This window comes from Gordonia iterans, assembly GCF_002993285.1.
Lineage (GTDB): Bacteria > Actinomycetota > Actinomycetes > Mycobacteriales > Mycobacteriaceae > Gordonia > Gordonia iterans.
Window position 1 is genome coordinate 2,587,614 of the sequence record NZ_CP027433.1, and the last position, 15,742, is coordinate 2,603,355.

A 15,742-nucleotide genomic window follows, 5' to 3' on the forward strand; every position below is an offset into this window, starting at 1 on the left:
AGCCTAACCTTCGTCGAGGGCGAGCTGCTCGACGTACGCGCCCTGCCAGACCGAGTCGAACGGGGTGTTCGCGGCGAGCCGGCCTTCGATCCCCGCGGTGACGAACTCCTTCGCGAACTCGACGGCGTCCTCGATGCCGGCGCCCTTGGCCAGCTCGGCGGTGATCGCCGCGGCCAGGGTGCAGCCCGCGCCGGAGACGCGTTCGTCGCCGACCTTGGCAGCCTTGAACACGGTGGCCTGCTCGCCGTCGTACAGCACGTCGATCGCCTCGTCCCCCGGCAGTTCCACGCCGCCCTTGACCACCACGTACTGGGGGCCGAGCGCGTGGATCCGGCGGGCGGCCTCGATCAGGTCCGCCTCCGACGCGATCGAGTCCAGGCCGGCGAGGACGGAGGCCTCGAAGAGATTGGGGGTCACCACAGTGGCCAGGGGCAGCACCTTCTCCCGCAGTGCGGTGTCGGTGTCCAGGGCCGCGCCGGGCTCCTGCCCCTTGCAGATCAGGACGGGATCCAGGACCACGTGCCGCCACTGCTGCCGGCCGAGCGCCTGGGCGACCACGTCGATGGTGGCCGGCGTGCCGAGCATGCCGATCTTGACCACGTCCAGCGGATGCGCGGCGGTGGCCGCTTCGATCTGATCGGCGATCACCTGTGGGTCCACCGGAACGAACCGGTGGGCCCACGCGTTGGCCGGGTCGAACGACACGATGCAGGTGACGGTGCCGACGCCGTACACGCCCAATTCCTGGAAGGTCTTCAGGTCGGCTTGCAGACCGGCCCCGCCGGTCGCTTCGGAACCGGCGATGACATACGCGAGATCAACCACGGTCCTCAGCGTACCGGCGTTCGGACCGCACTTGACCCTCACATCGTGACAAGCTCTTCACTCAGAGTGCGACAACGCAAGGAGGCACTCATGGACACGACGACTCACCGCCCCGCATCGACGATCACCCGGGCGCTGCGCGCCGACGACTCGTCGGTTCGGCTGCGCGCAGCGATGGCCGCCGGATCGACCCCCGACCAGGCCCTCGTACGGATACTGATCGAGCGGAGCGCGGTGGAGCCGGACTTCTTCGTCCGGGACATGCTGACCTGGGCGCTCACCCGGCATCCCGACGAGGTCACCGTCCCGCTGCTGCTGCACGAGGCGCGCGATCGCACCGGCCGGGGACGGAGCCAAGCGCTCCACACCTTGTCGAAGATCGGCGATCCACGCGGTTGGTCGGCGATCACCCGGGACCTGCTTCTCGATCCGGACGAGGAAGTAGCCGGCGCCGCATGGCGAGCCGCAGTCGTGCTGGTTCCCGAGAGCGAGAGGCGCGCGCTCGTCGATGTCCTCGCCACCCGCCTCGGTCGCGGCGAGCGGGATCTGCAGCGCAGCCTGAGCCGCGCGCTCGCGGCCCTCGGCGGTGCGGCGGAGGAGGCGATCGCCGCTGCGTCGACCCATCCGGACCCCGACGTCCGGGCCCACGCGACCGCCACTCGCCGCCTGATCGACGACCCGGACGCCGACGTCGGCGCGGCGGTGGAAGAGGCCCGCCGGGTGCACGCGCTGGGCCGCCCGCAGAGCGGGGAGGTCGAGTGCTGATCGGCGACGTGGCGCGGCAGTCCGGCATCAGCGCCCGGATGCTGCGCCACTACGACCGGATCGGCCTCGTGGTGCCGTCCCAACGGACGCCGAGCGGCTACCGCGAGTACTCCGGGGCCGACCTCGAACGACTCGTCCAGGTGGAGAGTCTGCGCACCCTGGGGCTGTCCCTCGCCGAGATCGGCGAGGCACTCGAGGAGCCGTCGTTCTCCCCCTCCGGGCTGCTGACGGACCTCGTCGAGCGAACGCGGCAGCGGATCGCCGACGAGGAGCGCCTCCTGAGCCGCCTGCTCGACGCGCAGGCCAGCGGACCCGCGGACTGGTCGCAACTGCTCCGGCTGGTTCCGCTGATCCGGGGAATCACCTCCGACCGACCGGACTCCCGGCAGCGGAGCGCGCTGGCGATGAACGACGACGACGCCGCCCACCTGGCGCGCCACCTCGCCGGAGCTCTGCTCGACGAGGCGGAGCCGAACGCTGCGGGCACGCTGGCCTGGGCGCTGCGACGGGCGGGCGACCGCGGCCTCGACGAGCTCTCCGCTGCCCTCGACTCCGACGACGCCGCGGTCCGCGCCCGGGCGGTGGCGGCGCTCGCCCGGATGGACTCGCCGCGGGCCACGGCGATCCTGCGGGCGGCGCTGGCGCATGCCGATCTCGGCGTCGCGCAGCGCGCGGCGCTCGCGACCGCGCCGCGCGGCATCGCCGATGCCGAGCCGATCCTCGTCGCGATGATCACCGCCGGCGAGCACGACGTCGACGCGGCCGAGGCGCTCGGGGCGCTGGCTCGCGCCACCGCCGCTGCCGACCGGATCGCGGGCTCGATCGTCGGCCTTCTCGACACACAGAACGATGCGCAGGCCCGGCTCCGGCTCACCCAGGCACTGGCCGAGCTGCGCTGCCCGGCCGCGACGGCCGCGCTGGAGCGGCTGTGCGACGACGACGATCCGAATGTGGCGCGCTCGGCGACCTACCTCGTGCGACTGCTCGGCGAATAGCAAGCCCGTCGTCGTCGCGCCGGTCAGTCCCCGACCCGCAGGATCCGATCGTCGTCCGGCGCCGGGCTGCCTCGCCCGTCGGTGTTGTTGGTCAGCACCCACAGCGATCCGTCCGGCGCGACCACAGCATCCCGCAGGCGCCCGGCCCGGCCGGTCAGCGACTCGGTGGACGTCGCCGGATCGGCCGGCGGCACCCGGCGCAGCCGCTCCCCGCGCAGGTTCGCGATCACCACCTCGCCGTCGTGCACCGTGATCCCGCTCGGACTGGCGTCTCGCGTCGCCCACTGCTGCACCGGATCGATGTAGCCGGGCCGTCGTCCGATCCCCTCGACCGTCGGCCAGCCGTAGTTGCCTCCGGGCCGGATCACATTGAGCTCGTCCCAGGTGTTCTGCCCGAACTCGGAGGCGAACATGGTGCCGTCCGGCGCCCATGTGAGGCCCTGAGCGTTGCGATGCCCGTAGCTGTACACATAGGAGTCTCCGAACGGGTTGTCTTGTGGCACTTCACCTTCCGGCGTCATTCGCAGAATCTTCCCGCCGAGCGAATCCCGGTCCTGCGACGTCGACGGCTGCCCCGCATCACCGGTGGTGACGTACAGCATCCCATCGGGCCCGAACGCGATGCGCCCGCCGTTGTGATTGGTCGCCGCCGGAATGCCGTCCAGCACGCGCTCCGGGGAGCCCAGGCTCAGAGCACCGGGCGCACCGTCGATGCGGAACCGGTCGATCCGGTTGTCCTCGTCGGAGGTGTAGTACGCGTACAGGTGGTCACCGCGGACTGCGAGTCCGAGTAGACCGCCTTCACCGATCGCCCGGACTTCTCCGATCCGTGCGATCTCGCGCTGCCGCCCTTCGGAGTCGATCTCCACGATCCGCCCGGAGTCTCGCTCGCTCACCAGTGGAATGGACCGGTGAAACACGATCGACCACGGCGCGTCCAGACCGGAGGCGACGACGTCGTACGCCGACTCTCCCGATCGCACCGGAACCGAAGCCCGGGGTCCGTCGCCGGAATCGGTCCCGCAAGCCACCAGTGCTGCTGCCAGGATCGCCCCGGCCACCGCCACAGCCGTTCGACGAGGCATCGCACTCCTCCCCGGCGGCGCTTCATCGCGCCGCGCACAGACTGTCCCAATCTGGGACGGTCATCGATGTCGTAGACCACAACACTTCCTGATTGTGATCCACACAACAAGAAGGGTTCTTTCATGACCGTCACCGACACCGCCCCGGCCACCTCGGCAGGCGAAGCAACACGCACCCTCGACGCACTGGTGATCGGCGCCGGCGTCGCCGGCCTCTACCAGGTCTATCAGCTCCGCGAACTCGGCTTGAACGTCGGCGGATACGACGCTGCCGACGATGTCGGCGGGACCTGGTACTGGAACCGGTATCCCGGCGCCCGCTTCGACTCCGAAAGCTACATCTACCAGTACCTCTTCGACGAGGAGCTCTACAAGGGGTGGACCTGGAGCCAGCGCTTTCCGGGCCAGCCGGAGATCGAGCGATGGCTGCAGTACGTCACCGACCGGCTCGACCTCCGCAAGGACTTCACTTTCGGAACTCGGGTCGAATCCGCCGTCTTCGACGAGGACTCGGGACGATGGACGGTCACCACCGACACCGGAGAAGTGATCGACACGCGCCTGCTGGTGACCTGTGCGGGCATGCTGTCGGCGCCGCTGACCGACGTGTTCGAAGGGCAGAGCTCCTTCCGGGGCCAGATCGTCCACACGTCACGCTGGCCGAAGGACGGCGTCGACTTCGCGGGCAAGCGCGTCGGCGTGATCGGGACCGGCGCGACCGGTATCCAGGTGATCCAGACGATCGCCCCCGAGGTCGGCCACATGAAGGTCTTCATCCGTAAGCCCCAGTACACGGTGCCGATGAAGAATCCCGACTACGGTCCGGAGGAGCACGCCTGGTACCACGGCCGTTTCGAAGAGCTCCGGTCGGTCCTTCCGCACACCTTCAGCGGCTTCGAGTACGACTTCGACCACGTCTGGAGTGAGCTCACCCCGGAACGGCGCCACGAGATCCTCGAAGAGATCTGGCAGGACGGCTCGCTCAAGCTCTGGCTGGCGTCGTTCTCGGAGATGTTCTACGAGCAAGAGGTCAGCGATGAGATCTCGCAGTTCGTGCGCGGAAAGATCGAAGCCCGACTGAGCGATCCCGATCTCATCGAGTTGCTCGTTCCCAAGCCCGGCGAGTACGGCTTCGGCACGCACCGGGTTCCCTTGGAGCGCGGATACTACGAGGCTTATCACCGGGACAACGTCGAAGCGGTCGGCGTCCGCGACAACTCGATCGCTCGCATCGTTCCCGAGGGGATCGAGCAGGAGGACGGCACCGTCCACGAGGTCGACGTCATCGTCATGGCCACGGGTTTCGACGCCGGGACGGGCTCGCTGACGAGGATCGACATCCGCGGCCGGGACGGTCGCTCGCTCTCCGACGAATGGAGCGAAGAGATCCGCAGCACCATGGGTCTGATGATCGAGGGATACCCCAACCTCCTGAACACCGGCATCCCGCTCGCGCCGTCTGCGGCCCTGTGCAACATGACGACTTGCCTGCAGCAGCAGACCGAGTGGATCACGGGCATCGTCAAGCACATGGCGGACACCGGGACGACCGTCGTGGAGCCGACGGCCGAAGGCGAACAGAGCTGGGTCGACCACCACGACCAGGTGGCCGATGAGACTCTCGTTTCGAAGACCAACTCCTGGTACAACGGCGCCAACGTGCCGGGCAAACCGACGGGCCGGGTGCTCTCGTACATCGGCGGGGTCGGCGCCTACCGGGAGGAATGTGCAAAAGAGGCCGCGGCGGGGTACCCGCGTTTCATCTTCAACTGAGCGCACCCGCCCTCAGACGAACCCCAGCGAGACTCACGACCACAGACACCAGGAGGTCAGCCGTCATGGCTATCACCAATCAGTACTACACCCACGAGTTCCACGGCGACTACGAACTCATCAGCATCGGCGAACTCGCACTGGAGGAGGGCGGCGTGATTCCCGACTGCCACCTGGCAGTCGCCACCTTCGGCACCATCAACGATGCCAAGGACAACGCCATTCTGATTCCTACTTGGTACTCGGGCACGCACCAGGTCTGGCGAGACGTGTACATCGGCCCGGATCACGCGCTGAACCCGGACGAGTACTTCATCATCTGCGTCGACCAGATCGGCAGCGGTCTGTCCACCTCACCGCACAACGCCGACGGACCGAACGCCGCGATCTCGATGTCGAAGTTCCCGCGCGTCCGGATCGGGGACAACGTCGTCGCCCAGGAGCGGCTGCTGCGCGAGCACTTCGGCATCGACACGCTGGCCCTGGTGGTCGGCGGATCGATGGGCGCGCAGCAGACCTATGAGTGGGCGGTCCGCTTCCCGGACAAAGTGCTTCGCGCCGCACCGATCGCCGGCACCGCCCGCAACACCCCCGACGACTACCTCATCGCCGAGGTGATGCGTGAGGTCACCGTGTCCGACCCGGGCTTTGCCGACGGAGAGTACGCGTCGAACGCCGACGTGACCGACGGCCTAACCCGGCAGGCGCACGTGTGGGCGATCAAGGGCTTCTCCCCCGACTTCTGGAATCAGGAGGTCTGGCGCGCCCTCGACTTCGATTCCAAGGAAGCCTTTCTGGCCGGCTTCCTGGAACCGTACTTCACGGCCATGGATCCGAACGACCTGCTGACCCAGTCGTGGGCGTGGCAGCGCGGGGACGTCTCCCGGCACACCGACGGCGATCTGGCCGCGGCCCTGGGGCGCATCACCGCCAAGACCTTCGTCATGCCGATCGACCTGGACCAGCTCTTCCCGCCGGCCGATTGTGCGGCCGAGCAGCGATTGATACCGCACAGCGAGTTCCGCGTCATCAACGACGTCCTCGGGCACCTCGGCCTGTTCGGTGTGGCGCCGACCTACATCCAGCAGGTAGACAAGCACCTCGGCGAACTTCTCGCCATCGAGGTCTGATCCGCCGATTCGGCGCACTGAGACCCGGCGGCCGCGGGCTCGGGCCGAACACCACCGACGGGTGTTCGGCACGGCCCGTGGCCCCTGTCCGATCGGACGGGTGGCATACCTGCCCGTTCGAGGGGGATCCCGGGCGCGTCGGCGCCTCCAATCGAGATGCACCTGGACAGCGCACCCATTGTGCGGACACTGGATCCTGGGGCGAGGAGAGCGAGTGAGATGAGTACACCCACCCCGACCGAGAAGCCCTCGGACCCCTGCCTGCCCGCATACGTCGAGCAGTCGTGGAACCGATCCCGTGAAGCGGGCCTGGCGCCGGATCGCGTGGTCACGCAATACGAGCACGTCGCCGACCTGGACTTTCAGCGCCGGCTCGTGCAGTGCGCCTCGCCGGTACTCGACCGGCTCCAGCAGGACCTGGGCGGGATGCCGCTCAGTGTCGCGCTCACCGACGAGCACGCACGCGTGATCCTCCGGCGTGACAGCGACCACCGGCTGGCCAGGCTTCTCGATTCAGCCTATTTCGCCCCGGGGTTCGACTATTCCGAGGAACGGGTCGGCACCAACGGCGTCGGCACGGCGATCGAATCCGGCATGCCGGTGTACATCGACGGCGTCCAGCATTTCAACGAAGGAATCCGCGCGTTCACCTGTGCGGGAGCGCCGGTCCACGATCCGGTGACCGGTCGGCTCGAAGGCATCGTCGACATCAGCTGCCTCGCCCGTCACGCGAACCCGATGATGCGCCAGCTGGTCGCCGGTGCGGCGCGCGACATCGAATCCGAGCTGAGCTCACGGGGATCGGCGAAGCAACGGGCCGTTCTGGCGGCTTTCATCGCGGCCTGCCGTCGACGCTCCGGCGCGGTGTACTCCCTCAGCTGTGGCGTGTTCATGTCCAACACCAGCGGCACTCCACTGCTCGACCCCGTCGACGAGGCCTTCCTCCGCGAGGAGGCGCAGTCCATGCTCGCGCCGTCGTCTCTGGACCGATTCGCCTTGGTCCTGCCGTCCGGCCAGAGCATCGAGGTGCGTCGCACCCATGTGGAGGAACACGGCGACCCCGCCGGCGTGGTGCTGGAAGTGGAGCCTTCTCCTGCCGGCTCGGTCACCGCGATCTCCGTCGGACGCCGCGCTCCGTCGTTGCCGGGCGCCGTGGGCGGATCCCCGCAATGGTCCCGATGCCGCACGGCGCTCGCCGCGCTCGCCTCCTCGAGCACCAACACGCTGCTCGTCGGCGAGGAAGGCACGGGGCGGGTGACGCTGGCGCGCGGGGCTCATCTCAACAAGAACCCGCAAGCGCCCTGCGCGGTGGTCGACTGCGCATCGCCGACCGCCGTGACGGCCGTGACTGAAGCTTTGCGATCCGGGGCCACCACGATCATCCTTCGCGGGATCGACGACCTCACCCCGCACGACGACGGACTGATCGCCGGCATGATCGGCGACGATCAACACGGGTATCCGGCCCGGTGGATCGTGGCCACCGCACGCGCAGGCAATGACGCCCTGCTCGAATCCACCCTGGTGCCGGTCCTGGAACGCACCGTGGAAGTGCCCGCGCTGCGGCACCACCCGGACGACATCCCGGACATCGCCGAGATGCATCTCGCCCAGCTGGCGCCCCAGCGCAGTGTGGTGCTCAGCGACGGTCTCGTGCGCGCTCTGAAGAAGTATCCGTGGCCGGGCAACGTGACCGAGCTCGTGCACACGCTACGGCAGGCGCTGCGCGCGAATCTGACCGGCGCACTCGACGTCGGCGATCTCCCACCGTCGGTGCACTCGGTGCCGAAGAGGATGATGACCGCGCTCGAGACCGCCGAGCGGGACACCATCGTGAAAGCTCTTCAGGAGCACGGTGGCAATCGCGCCAAGGCAGCACGCGTCCTCGGCATCGCCCGGTCGTCCCTGTACCGGAAGATCGACACCTACGGGATCAGCCTGTAGGCCCCGATTCGCGGATCTCGACTGCGCTCGATCGGCCCGGCCCGTAGCGTCGAAGGCCATGGGCCCACTACGCGCACTCCCCCCGGACACCTGGAACGACGGCCCCACTCTCGCCGACCTGGCGCAGTCGGCGGCGAGCGCGCTCGGCTTCGGCGACATGCGCCCGCTGCCGGTCCCCGACAGCCATACGGTCGTCATCCTGATGATCGACGGGCTCGGAGACCTTCTGCTGCAAGAACATTCGGTGTTCGCTCCCGCCCTGTTCCGGCACCGCGCCCTCTCGATGTGCGCAGGATTCCCCTCGACGACGGCTACCAGTCTCACCAGCCTCGGTACCGGGCTCTGCGCCGGCGAGCACGGGATCATCGGATACAGCTTCGCACCACGGGACCTCGACCCGTCCGTCGCCCACACGCTCAACGCCCTGCGATGGACACTGGACGCGGCCGACGGACCCAGTGCGTATCAGGTGTTCCCGCCCCATGAGGTGCAGCCGTCGCCCACCGCGTTCGACGAGCTCACGCACTCCGGAGTCGGCGTCACCGCGCTGATGCCGGGCGCCTTCCAGGGGTCCGGACTGACTCAGGCCGCCTACGGCAATCCGGCGGACTACCGGGATGCGTCCTCCATCGACGACGTGCGGCGCGGACTGACCGAGGCGATCGCCGAGGGTGATCGCGGGCCGCGCCTGATCTACGGATATCTGCCCGACCTCGATGCCGCCGGGCACCTGTGGGGACCGGGAACTCCCGAGTGGCGCGAACGGCTCCGCGCCGTGGACGAGGCGGTCCGCGACGTCGTCGAGACCCTGGTTCCCGGCGCCACCTTGCTGGTGACCGGCGATCACGGCATGATCACCGCGGGCCGGCGGATCGACGTCGAACGTTCGCCTGAGCTCACCGCCGAGGTGCGTGCCGTCGCGGGCGAACCACGAGTCCGCCAGGTGTACGCCGACCCGGGCGCGGCCGAGCGGGTCGCGCAGCGCTGGACCGAGACGCTCGGTGACGATGCGCGGGTGGCGACCAGGGACCAGGTGATCGATGAGCACTGGTTCGGACCGCGGCCGGCCGCCCACGTCGCCGAGCGGATCGGCGACGTGATGGCCGTCGGACAGCGCGACGTGCTGCTCACCCGGGAGCTCGCCGAGCCCTTCGAGACCCGCATGCCCGGCCACCACGGCGGGTGGACCGCCGCCGAGATGCTGGTGCCCCTGGTGGTCACGACCGGCGGCTGATCCGCCGATCCCCGACGTGCGTCCCGAGCGGGTTCTACACTCGACGTCCATGACGGCCGAGCCCGAACCCAGCACGCGCGGCCTGCAGACCACCGAGGGCTTGCGGCGCTTGGTCGCCTTCACCGACGCGGTGGTCGCCATCGCCCTGACTCTGCTGGTGCTGCCCCTCACCGATCTGGCCAGCGACAGCCCGGAGGAACGGACCCTCGGCTCGTTCTTCGACGATCACCAGGACATCCTCATCGCCTTCGCCGTCTCGTTCGCGGTGATCTGGGTGCTGTGGCGGCATCATCACCAGTTGATCGAGTACTTCCGGTGCTACGACTCGCCGCTGGTGTTCATGCACTTCCTCTGGCTGTTCACCATCGTCCTGATGCCGTTCTCGACCGCGTTGATCGGCACCTCGATGACCCGGGCCAACACCCTGTACATCGGCGTGCTGTGGGTCTCGGTGTTCCTGCTCGGCGCGATGCGGTACTGGGGCATCCACCACCCGGACCTGCTGGAGCCGGGGGCCCCGCGCCGCGACCTCCAGGTGGTCGGCATCGACTACAGCTCGATCATCCTGCTGTCGGTGGCGCTGCTGATCAGCGCCGTCTGGCCGGAGACCGGCCAGTGGCCGCTGCTGCTGTTGTTGCTGGAACGCCCGTTCGGACAGCTCCGCGCCCGACTCCGCAGGACGGCCTGATCGACGACCGCAGGAGCTCAGGAGAAGCGCAGTTCCAGGGTGGCCATCCCGAAGATCTTCTTCTCGTTGGCCTTGGCGGTCAGGATCACCACGCCGCTGCGGGTCTCCGGATCCAGCGACTTGATCTTGCCGCCGTAGGCGATGTCGCCGCGGCCGTCGGCGGGCACGATCGCCGGCGCCGAAAGGCGCACCGAGTACTTGCTGACGGCGCCGGGATCCCCAGACCACTCCGACACGACTCCGGCGCCCAGCCCCATCGTCAGCATGCCGTGCGCGATCACGTCCGGAAGGCCGGCCATCCTGGCGCACGCCTCGTCCCAGTGAATGGGGTTGGCGTCGCCGGCCACACCGGCATAGTTGACCAGATCGCCGCGCGAAAGCGCCGTATGGTGTTCGGGAAGGGCGTCGCCCTTGCTGAGCTGATCGAAGTCGCGCGAGCCGACGGTCCGCGTGGCGACCGCGGTCGACCGGGGCGGCAACTGTCCTTCGCGCACCGTCTTGACGTAATCGGCGGCCGAGGCCTCCACCGACAGGATCTCCACGTCGTGCATCATCACCTTGGCGACAGCGTCTTTGATGCCCGGGTCCACCTCGTCGGCAGACACGCCGACGACCGTCGTGTGCATGGTGTGCACCGTCTCCCCGTGCTGGTCGACGAAGGTGTTGGTGATGGTGATCATCTCTTTGCCGGCGATCTGCCGGATCGACGACAACTCGGTGTCGGTCTGCAGGACGTCGCCGACGACGATCGGGCGATGCTGCTCGAAGACCTGCTCGGTCTGCACGTAGGTCTCGTACCCGACGACGACCTCCTCCATCAGCGTGCGGTTCGACGCCATCGCCGGAATCGAGGTGAAGGTGATCGGCGCGACCAGTCCGCTGTACCCGAGCGCGGCCGCGGCCTCCTCGTCCCAGTGCGCCGGGTGATAGTCCTGCACGGCACGCGCGTACTCACGGACCTTCTCGCGCCCGACCACATAGGTGTGGTCCGCCACGTAGTAGTGGCCGACGCGCTCCGACAGCGCAGTGTTCTCCGAGGACGTCATCAATTCTCCCAGCGTTCGGTTGACCCACCGATGTTAGTTCCGGTGGGTCGCGGCGACCGAATCCCCGAAGCGGCGGAGCGGCGTGTCCGGCGATTTCTCCCGGATAACGCCGCTAGGCGATGATTCACATCACATCGGCCCGGGGTGTCACTCCAGGACGAAGACCGGGATCTGCCGATCGGTCTTGGTCTGATACTCCGCGTACGGAGGGAAGGCGTCCACCGCGAGCGCCCACCAGTGGTCGCGCTCGGCGCCGTCCACTTCGCGGGCGGTCAGCTCGGTGATCGTCGTCCCGTCCTGCACGACGACCCGCGGGTTCGCCTTGACGTTGTAGTACCACGCCGGGTGTTCCGGGGCGCCGCCCTTGGAGGCGACCATCGCGTAACGGCCGCCCTCCTCGACGCGCATCAGCGGCACGTAGCGCTCCTTTCCGGACTTGGCGCCGGTGGTGGTGAAGAGCACCACCTTCATGCCGTTGATCCCGACTCCGTCGGTGGTCCCCTGCTTCAGGATGGTCTCGGTCTGCTTGCGCACCCAATCGGTCGGGCTGAGTTCAGGTTGTTCGCTCATGTGCTCCTCAACGTCGACGATCCGGCGATCATTCCGGTGGCGGCGGATGCTTGTGCTCCGCGTCGTCGTCAGGTCTTCGCCTGTCGAAGTCACCCGACGGCGGCGCGGTTGCGGCACAGTGGTATCCGGCACGGCGACAGTCGGCGATGCCGACGGGGAGGATCTTTCATGGGTGCGGAACTGGACTGGAAGAAGCTGGCCGAACGGACCCGGGTGGCGCCGGGCAGCACCGTCGACCTGAGTCGGGACTTCGACACCGGGGCCAAGCCGGACGGAATGAGCAAGGCCGACGGCGTGGCGCAGCTGACCGAGGCCAAACAGCGGCTCTTCGCGCTGCAAGACAAGTTCTACGCGCAGGCCGACCGCGCGCTGCTCATCGTCTTGCAGGCGATCGACGCCGCGGGCAAGGACGGCACCATCAAGCACGTGATGTCGGGGGTCAATCCCGCCGGCGTCGACGTGCACAGCTTCAAGGCGCCGTCCGAGGAGGAGCGAGCGCACGGTTACCTGTGGCGGCACCAGAAGGCGCTCCCCCAGCTCGGCCGGATCGGCATCTTCAACCGCTCGCACTACGAGAACGTGCTCGCCGTCCGTGTCCACCCGGACTGGCTGTGGCCCGCGTCGGCCGCAGCGAACCCCAAAGGCATCTGGAAGCGGCGATATGACGACATCAACGCGTGGGAGAAGTACCTCGCCGACAACGGCACCACCATCGTGAAGCTGTTCCTGAACGTCTCCTACGAGGAGCAGGGCCGACGCTTCCTGGAACGCATCGAGCGACCCGACAAGAACTGGAAGTTCTCCGAGAGCGACATGGCAGAGCGCGAGCTGTGGCCCGAGTACCAGAAGGCCTTCGCCGAGATGCTCAGCCACACCAGCACCGAGTACGCGCCGTGGCACGTGATCGGCGCCGACCACAAATGGGCCAGCCATCTTTCGACGTTCGCCGTCCTGCTCGACACTCTGACCGAACTGGACCCCCGGTACCCGACCGTCTCCCCGGAGAAGATCGCCGGTCTCGGCCAGTACAAGACCCGGCTGGTCCAGCAGTTGGCCGCACACGAGTCACCGTGAGCGGCGCCCGGGACCTCCTCGCCGATCGGCTCCGCCTGCTGCTGGCGTCGGAGCGACGGCTGAGCGAGCGAGCCATGTTCGGAACGCTCTCGTTCATGGTGAACGGCAAACTCGCCGTCAGCGCGCTGAAGGACGGCGGCCTCCTCGTCCGGGTCGCGGATGATCGGTACGAGGAACTCCTGGGCCGCCCGGGCGCCCGGCGAGCCGAGATGGGCCCGGGTCGCGACATGGGCCCCGGCTGGATCGAAGTGTCCGCCGACGCCGTCGACGACGACGAAACTCTCGCGACGTGGCTCACACCGGCCCTCGACTACAACCGGAGTGTCACGAGCTCGTCCTGATCGCGATCGAGCAGGAATCGAGAAACCCGGGCGTGCGGCGACGCCTATCGTGGAGTTCTCCCCGAACGCAGACCCACAGGAGACACCATGCCCGCCAAGACCCCGACGTCGATCGCGTTCACCGCCGAGGTGGAGCAGATCAACGACCGGACGCTCGTGCGTCTGCCCGCGGGTGCCAGCGCCGAACTCCCGTCGCGCGGACAGGTCGCGGTCACCGGAACCCTCGACGGCCGGGAGTTCGCCACCGTCGTCGAACCGGACGGCAAACGCGGACACTGGCTCCGGGTCGACGGAGCCGCACCGGGCACGACGATCGGCGTGGAGCTCACCCCGACCAAACAATGGCCCGAACCCGCGGTGCCACAGGATCTCCGGGAGGCACTCGACGGCGCTCCCGACATCGCCGAGACCTGGGACGACATCACTCCGATGGCGCGCTGGGAGTGGGTGCGCTGGATCGGCGCGACCAAGAACCCGGCGACCCGGCAGCGACGCGTTGAGGTCGGCATCGACAAGCTCCGCAACGGCAAGCGGCGGCCCTGCTGCTTCGACTTGTCGTCGTGCACCGACCCGGAGGTCGCCAAGAGCGGTGTCCTGATCGGCAGTTCATAGCAGCGGGGCCACAGGCGCTCCGGCCGCTACTGCCACCCTCGTTGCGCCGCGGCCAGTGCCCACGCGTCCGTCATGACCGACGATGCCGCCGGACCTTGACACCGGAGACCGGTGCGCGTGTAATTCATTACATGGCGAATTCACCGGTCAGTGAAATGCCGGCCGCCGGACCCGAGGGCCTCGGCACGGTGATCGAGGTCGCCGGGCTCACCGTGCGCCGCAGGAAGCTGACCGTGCTGCACGACCTGAACTTCCGGGTGTCCCGCGGATCGATCACCGGGCTGCTCGGCCCGTCCGGCTGCGGGAAGACGACGTTGCTGCGCTCGGTCGTCGGCACCCAGATCGTCGAGTCCGGGACGGTGACGGTGCTCGGCCGCCCGGCCGGCACCGCGGCGTTGCGATCCGTCGTCGGTTACGTCACGCAGGCGCCGAGCATTTACAGCGACCTGACCGTGCATGCCAACGTCGCGTACTTCGGGGCGCTGTACCGCAAACCTCGTGCCGCCGTCGACGCGGCGATCGACATGGTCGGCCTCACCGATCGTGCGGACCACACCGGCGCTGAGCTCTCCGGAGGAGAGCGCACTCGCACGTCGCTCGCGTGTGCCCTGGTCGCCGACCCTGAACTCATCGTCCTGGACGAGCCCACGGTGGGCCTCGATCCGGTCCTGCGCGCCGAGCTCTGGGAGCGTTTCCGGGAGCTCGCGGAGCAGGGGCGCACCCTGTTGGTGTCGAGTCACGTGATGGACGAGGCCGATCACTGCGACCGTCTCCTGCTGATGCGTGACGGGCGCCTACTGGCCGATCTCTCCCCCGCCGGTCTGCGCCGCCGAACGGGCGCACAGAAGCTCGACGATGCATTCCTCGCTCTGATCCGCGACGAGGAAGGGGGTTCGCGGTGAATCCTCACGCGTTCGCGGCCACCGCCGCCAGGATCGGCAGACAACTGCGGTCGGACCATCGGACGGTCGCGATGATCGCCGTCGTTCCCGCCGCTCTCCTGGCGCTCCTGTACTTCGTGTACCAGGACTACCCCACACCGCCCGGTGCACCCTCGCTGTTCAACCGGGTCGGCCTGAGCATGCTCGGGATCCTGCCCTTCGTGGTGATGTTCCTGATCACCGCGATCGCCATGCAGCGGGAACGCGCCAGCGGAACGCTCGAACGGTTGATGACCACTCCGATCAGCAAACTCGACCTCATCGGCGGGTATGGAGCCGCGTTCTCGCTGGCCGCCGCAGTCCAGGCGATCATCGCTTGCGCCGTCTCCTACGGGCTGCTGGGTCTCGAGTCCGCCGGCAGCTTCTGGTTGGTGATCGTGGTCGCGGTCGTGGTGGCGATCCTCGGCGTCGCACTCGGCCTGCTCGCGAGCGCGTTCGCCCGCACCGAGTTCCAGGCCGTCCAGTTCATGCCGCTCATCGTGACGCCCCAGCTGTTCCTGTGCGGTCTGCTGGTTCCGCGGCACCAGCTGCCCGGATGGCTCGAAGCGATCAGCGACGTGATGCCGTTGAGCTACGCGGTCGATGCCCTGGGCGAGATCGCCGCGCATCCGGCACTGACCGGCCGACTCTGGCGCGACGTCGCGGTGATCGTGGCGTTCGCCGTGGTGGCCCTGTGTCTCGGAGCGGCGACCCTGCGCCGACGCACCGCGTGACTCGTA

Annotated in this window: 16 protein-coding genes; 12 read left to right on the top strand and 4 right to left on the bottom strand. The window is 68.3% G+C overall.

Translation table 11 applies throughout. From position 1 onward, the window contains the following. Window positions 1–3 precede the first annotated feature (3 nt). Window positions 4–825: a bifunctional hydroxymethylpyrimidine kinase/phosphomethylpyrimidine kinase gene (thiD, locus tag C6V83_RS11855; protein ID WP_105942565.1), complete on the bottom strand. Its 822-nt coding sequence runs from the start codon at window positions 823–825 to the stop codon at window positions 4–6. A 90-nt stretch (window positions 826–915) separates the two neighbouring features. Here thiD and C6V83_RS11860 point away from each other — a divergent pair, with 90 nt between their 5' ends. Both C6V83_RS11860 and C6V83_RS11865 read left to right on the top strand, forming a co-directional pair. Further along, entirely contained in the window at window positions 916–1,590 is a 675-nt protein-coding gene (locus C6V83_RS11860; protein ID WP_105942566.1) for a HEAT repeat domain-containing protein, read from the top strand. After that, window positions 1,584–2,585, top strand: coding sequence for a MerR family transcriptional regulator (locus C6V83_RS11865; protein WP_105942567.1), 1,002 nt, complete (start codon window positions 1,584–1,586; stop codon window positions 2,583–2,585). Before C6V83_RS11860 ends, C6V83_RS11865 begins: the two co-directional genes overlap by 7 nt. Before the next feature lie 23 nt (window positions 2,586–2,608). Here C6V83_RS11865 and C6V83_RS11870 read toward each other — a convergent pair whose 3' ends face one another. After that, window positions 2,609–3,670 carry a PQQ-dependent sugar dehydrogenase gene (locus C6V83_RS11870; RefSeq protein WP_105942568.1) on the bottom strand — a complete coding sequence of 354 codons (1,062 nt, stop codon included), beginning with the start codon at window positions 3,668–3,670 and terminating at the stop codon, window positions 2,609–2,611. Between the two features lie 123 nt (window positions 3,671–3,793). On the opposite strand from C6V83_RS11870, the gene C6V83_RS11875 reads away from it, so the two are divergent. The 5 genes from C6V83_RS11875 to C6V83_RS11895 all read left to right on the top strand — a co-directional run bounded on the left by C6V83_RS11875 (window position 3,794) and on the right by C6V83_RS11895 (window position 10,439). Then, window positions 3,794–5,443, top strand: coding sequence for a flavin-containing monooxygenase (locus C6V83_RS11875; protein ID WP_105942569.1), 1,650 nt, complete (start codon window positions 3,794–3,796; stop codon window positions 5,441–5,443). A gap of 65 nt (window positions 5,444–5,508) precedes the next feature. Continuing rightward, a complete protein-coding gene (locus C6V83_RS11880; RefSeq protein ID WP_105942570.1) occupies window positions 5,509–6,573 on the top strand; it encodes an alpha/beta fold hydrolase in 1,065 nt (354 codons plus the stop codon). A gap of 219 nt (window positions 6,574–6,792) precedes the next feature. Beyond that, window positions 6,793–8,517: a sigma-54-dependent Fis family transcriptional regulator gene (locus C6V83_RS11885; RefSeq protein ID WP_105942571.1), complete on the top strand. Its 1,725-nt coding sequence runs from the start codon at window positions 6,793–6,795 to the stop codon at window positions 8,515–8,517. Window positions 8,518–8,575: 58 nt separating this feature from the next. Next, window positions 8,576–9,751: an alkaline phosphatase family protein gene (locus C6V83_RS11890; RefSeq protein ID WP_105942572.1), complete on the top strand. Its 1,176-nt coding sequence runs from the start codon at window positions 8,576–8,578 to the stop codon at window positions 9,749–9,751. A 49-nt stretch (window positions 9,752–9,800) separates the two neighbouring features. Then, window positions 9,801–10,439: a TMEM175 family protein gene (locus tag C6V83_RS11895; protein ID WP_105942573.1), complete on the top strand. Its 639-nt coding sequence runs from the start codon at window positions 9,801–9,803 to the stop codon at window positions 10,437–10,439. A gap of 17 nt (window positions 10,440–10,456) precedes the next feature. On the opposite strand, the gene C6V83_RS11900 is transcribed toward C6V83_RS11895, so the two are convergent. Both C6V83_RS11900 and C6V83_RS11905 read right to left on the bottom strand, forming a co-directional pair. Further along, window positions 10,457–11,485, bottom strand: a complete 1,029-nt coding sequence (locus C6V83_RS11900; protein ID WP_105942574.1) for a fused (3R)-hydroxyacyl-ACP dehydratase subunits HadA/HadB — start codon at window positions 11,483–11,485, stop codon at window positions 10,457–10,459. 147 nt (window positions 11,486–11,632) lie between these two features. Beyond that, complete coding sequence (locus C6V83_RS11905) at window positions 11,633–12,055, bottom strand: nitroreductase family deazaflavin-dependent oxidoreductase (protein WP_105942575.1); 423 nt, start codon at window positions 12,053–12,055, stop codon at window positions 11,633–11,635. Window positions 12,056–12,223: 168 nt separating this feature from the next. Here C6V83_RS11905 and C6V83_RS11910 point away from each other — a divergent pair, with 168 nt between their 5' ends. The 5 genes from C6V83_RS11910 to C6V83_RS11930 all read left to right on the top strand — a co-directional run bounded on the left by C6V83_RS11910 (window position 12,224) and on the right by C6V83_RS11930 (window position 15,736). Beyond that, window positions 12,224–13,129 carry a polyphosphate kinase 2 family protein gene (locus C6V83_RS11910; RefSeq protein ID WP_105942576.1) on the top strand — a complete coding sequence of 302 codons (906 nt, stop codon included), beginning with the start codon at window positions 12,224–12,226 and terminating at the stop codon, window positions 13,127–13,129. Beyond that, window positions 13,126–13,470 carry a TfoX/Sxy family protein gene (locus tag C6V83_RS11915; RefSeq protein ID WP_105942577.1) on the top strand — a complete coding sequence of 115 codons (345 nt, stop codon included), beginning with the start codon at window positions 13,126–13,128 and terminating at the stop codon, window positions 13,468–13,470. Before C6V83_RS11910 ends, C6V83_RS11915 begins: the two co-directional genes overlap by 4 nt. A gap of 87 nt (window positions 13,471–13,557) precedes the next feature. Further along, window positions 13,558–14,082, top strand: coding sequence for a YdeI/OmpD-associated family protein (locus C6V83_RS11920; RefSeq protein WP_105942578.1), 525 nt, complete (start codon window positions 13,558–13,560; stop codon window positions 14,080–14,082). A gap of 131 nt (window positions 14,083–14,213) precedes the next feature. Then, on the top strand, window positions 14,214–14,984 hold the full coding sequence (locus C6V83_RS11925; protein ID WP_199832505.1) for an ABC transporter ATP-binding protein: 771 nt from the start codon (window positions 14,214–14,216) through the stop codon (window positions 14,982–14,984). Further along, on the top strand, window positions 14,981–15,736 hold the full coding sequence (locus tag C6V83_RS11930) for an ABC transporter permease (protein ID WP_105942580.1): 756 nt from the start codon (window positions 14,981–14,983) through the stop codon (window positions 15,734–15,736). The genes C6V83_RS11925 and C6V83_RS11930 overlap by 4 nt, the downstream gene beginning before the upstream one ends. Window positions 15,737–15,742 lie beyond the last annotated feature (6 nt).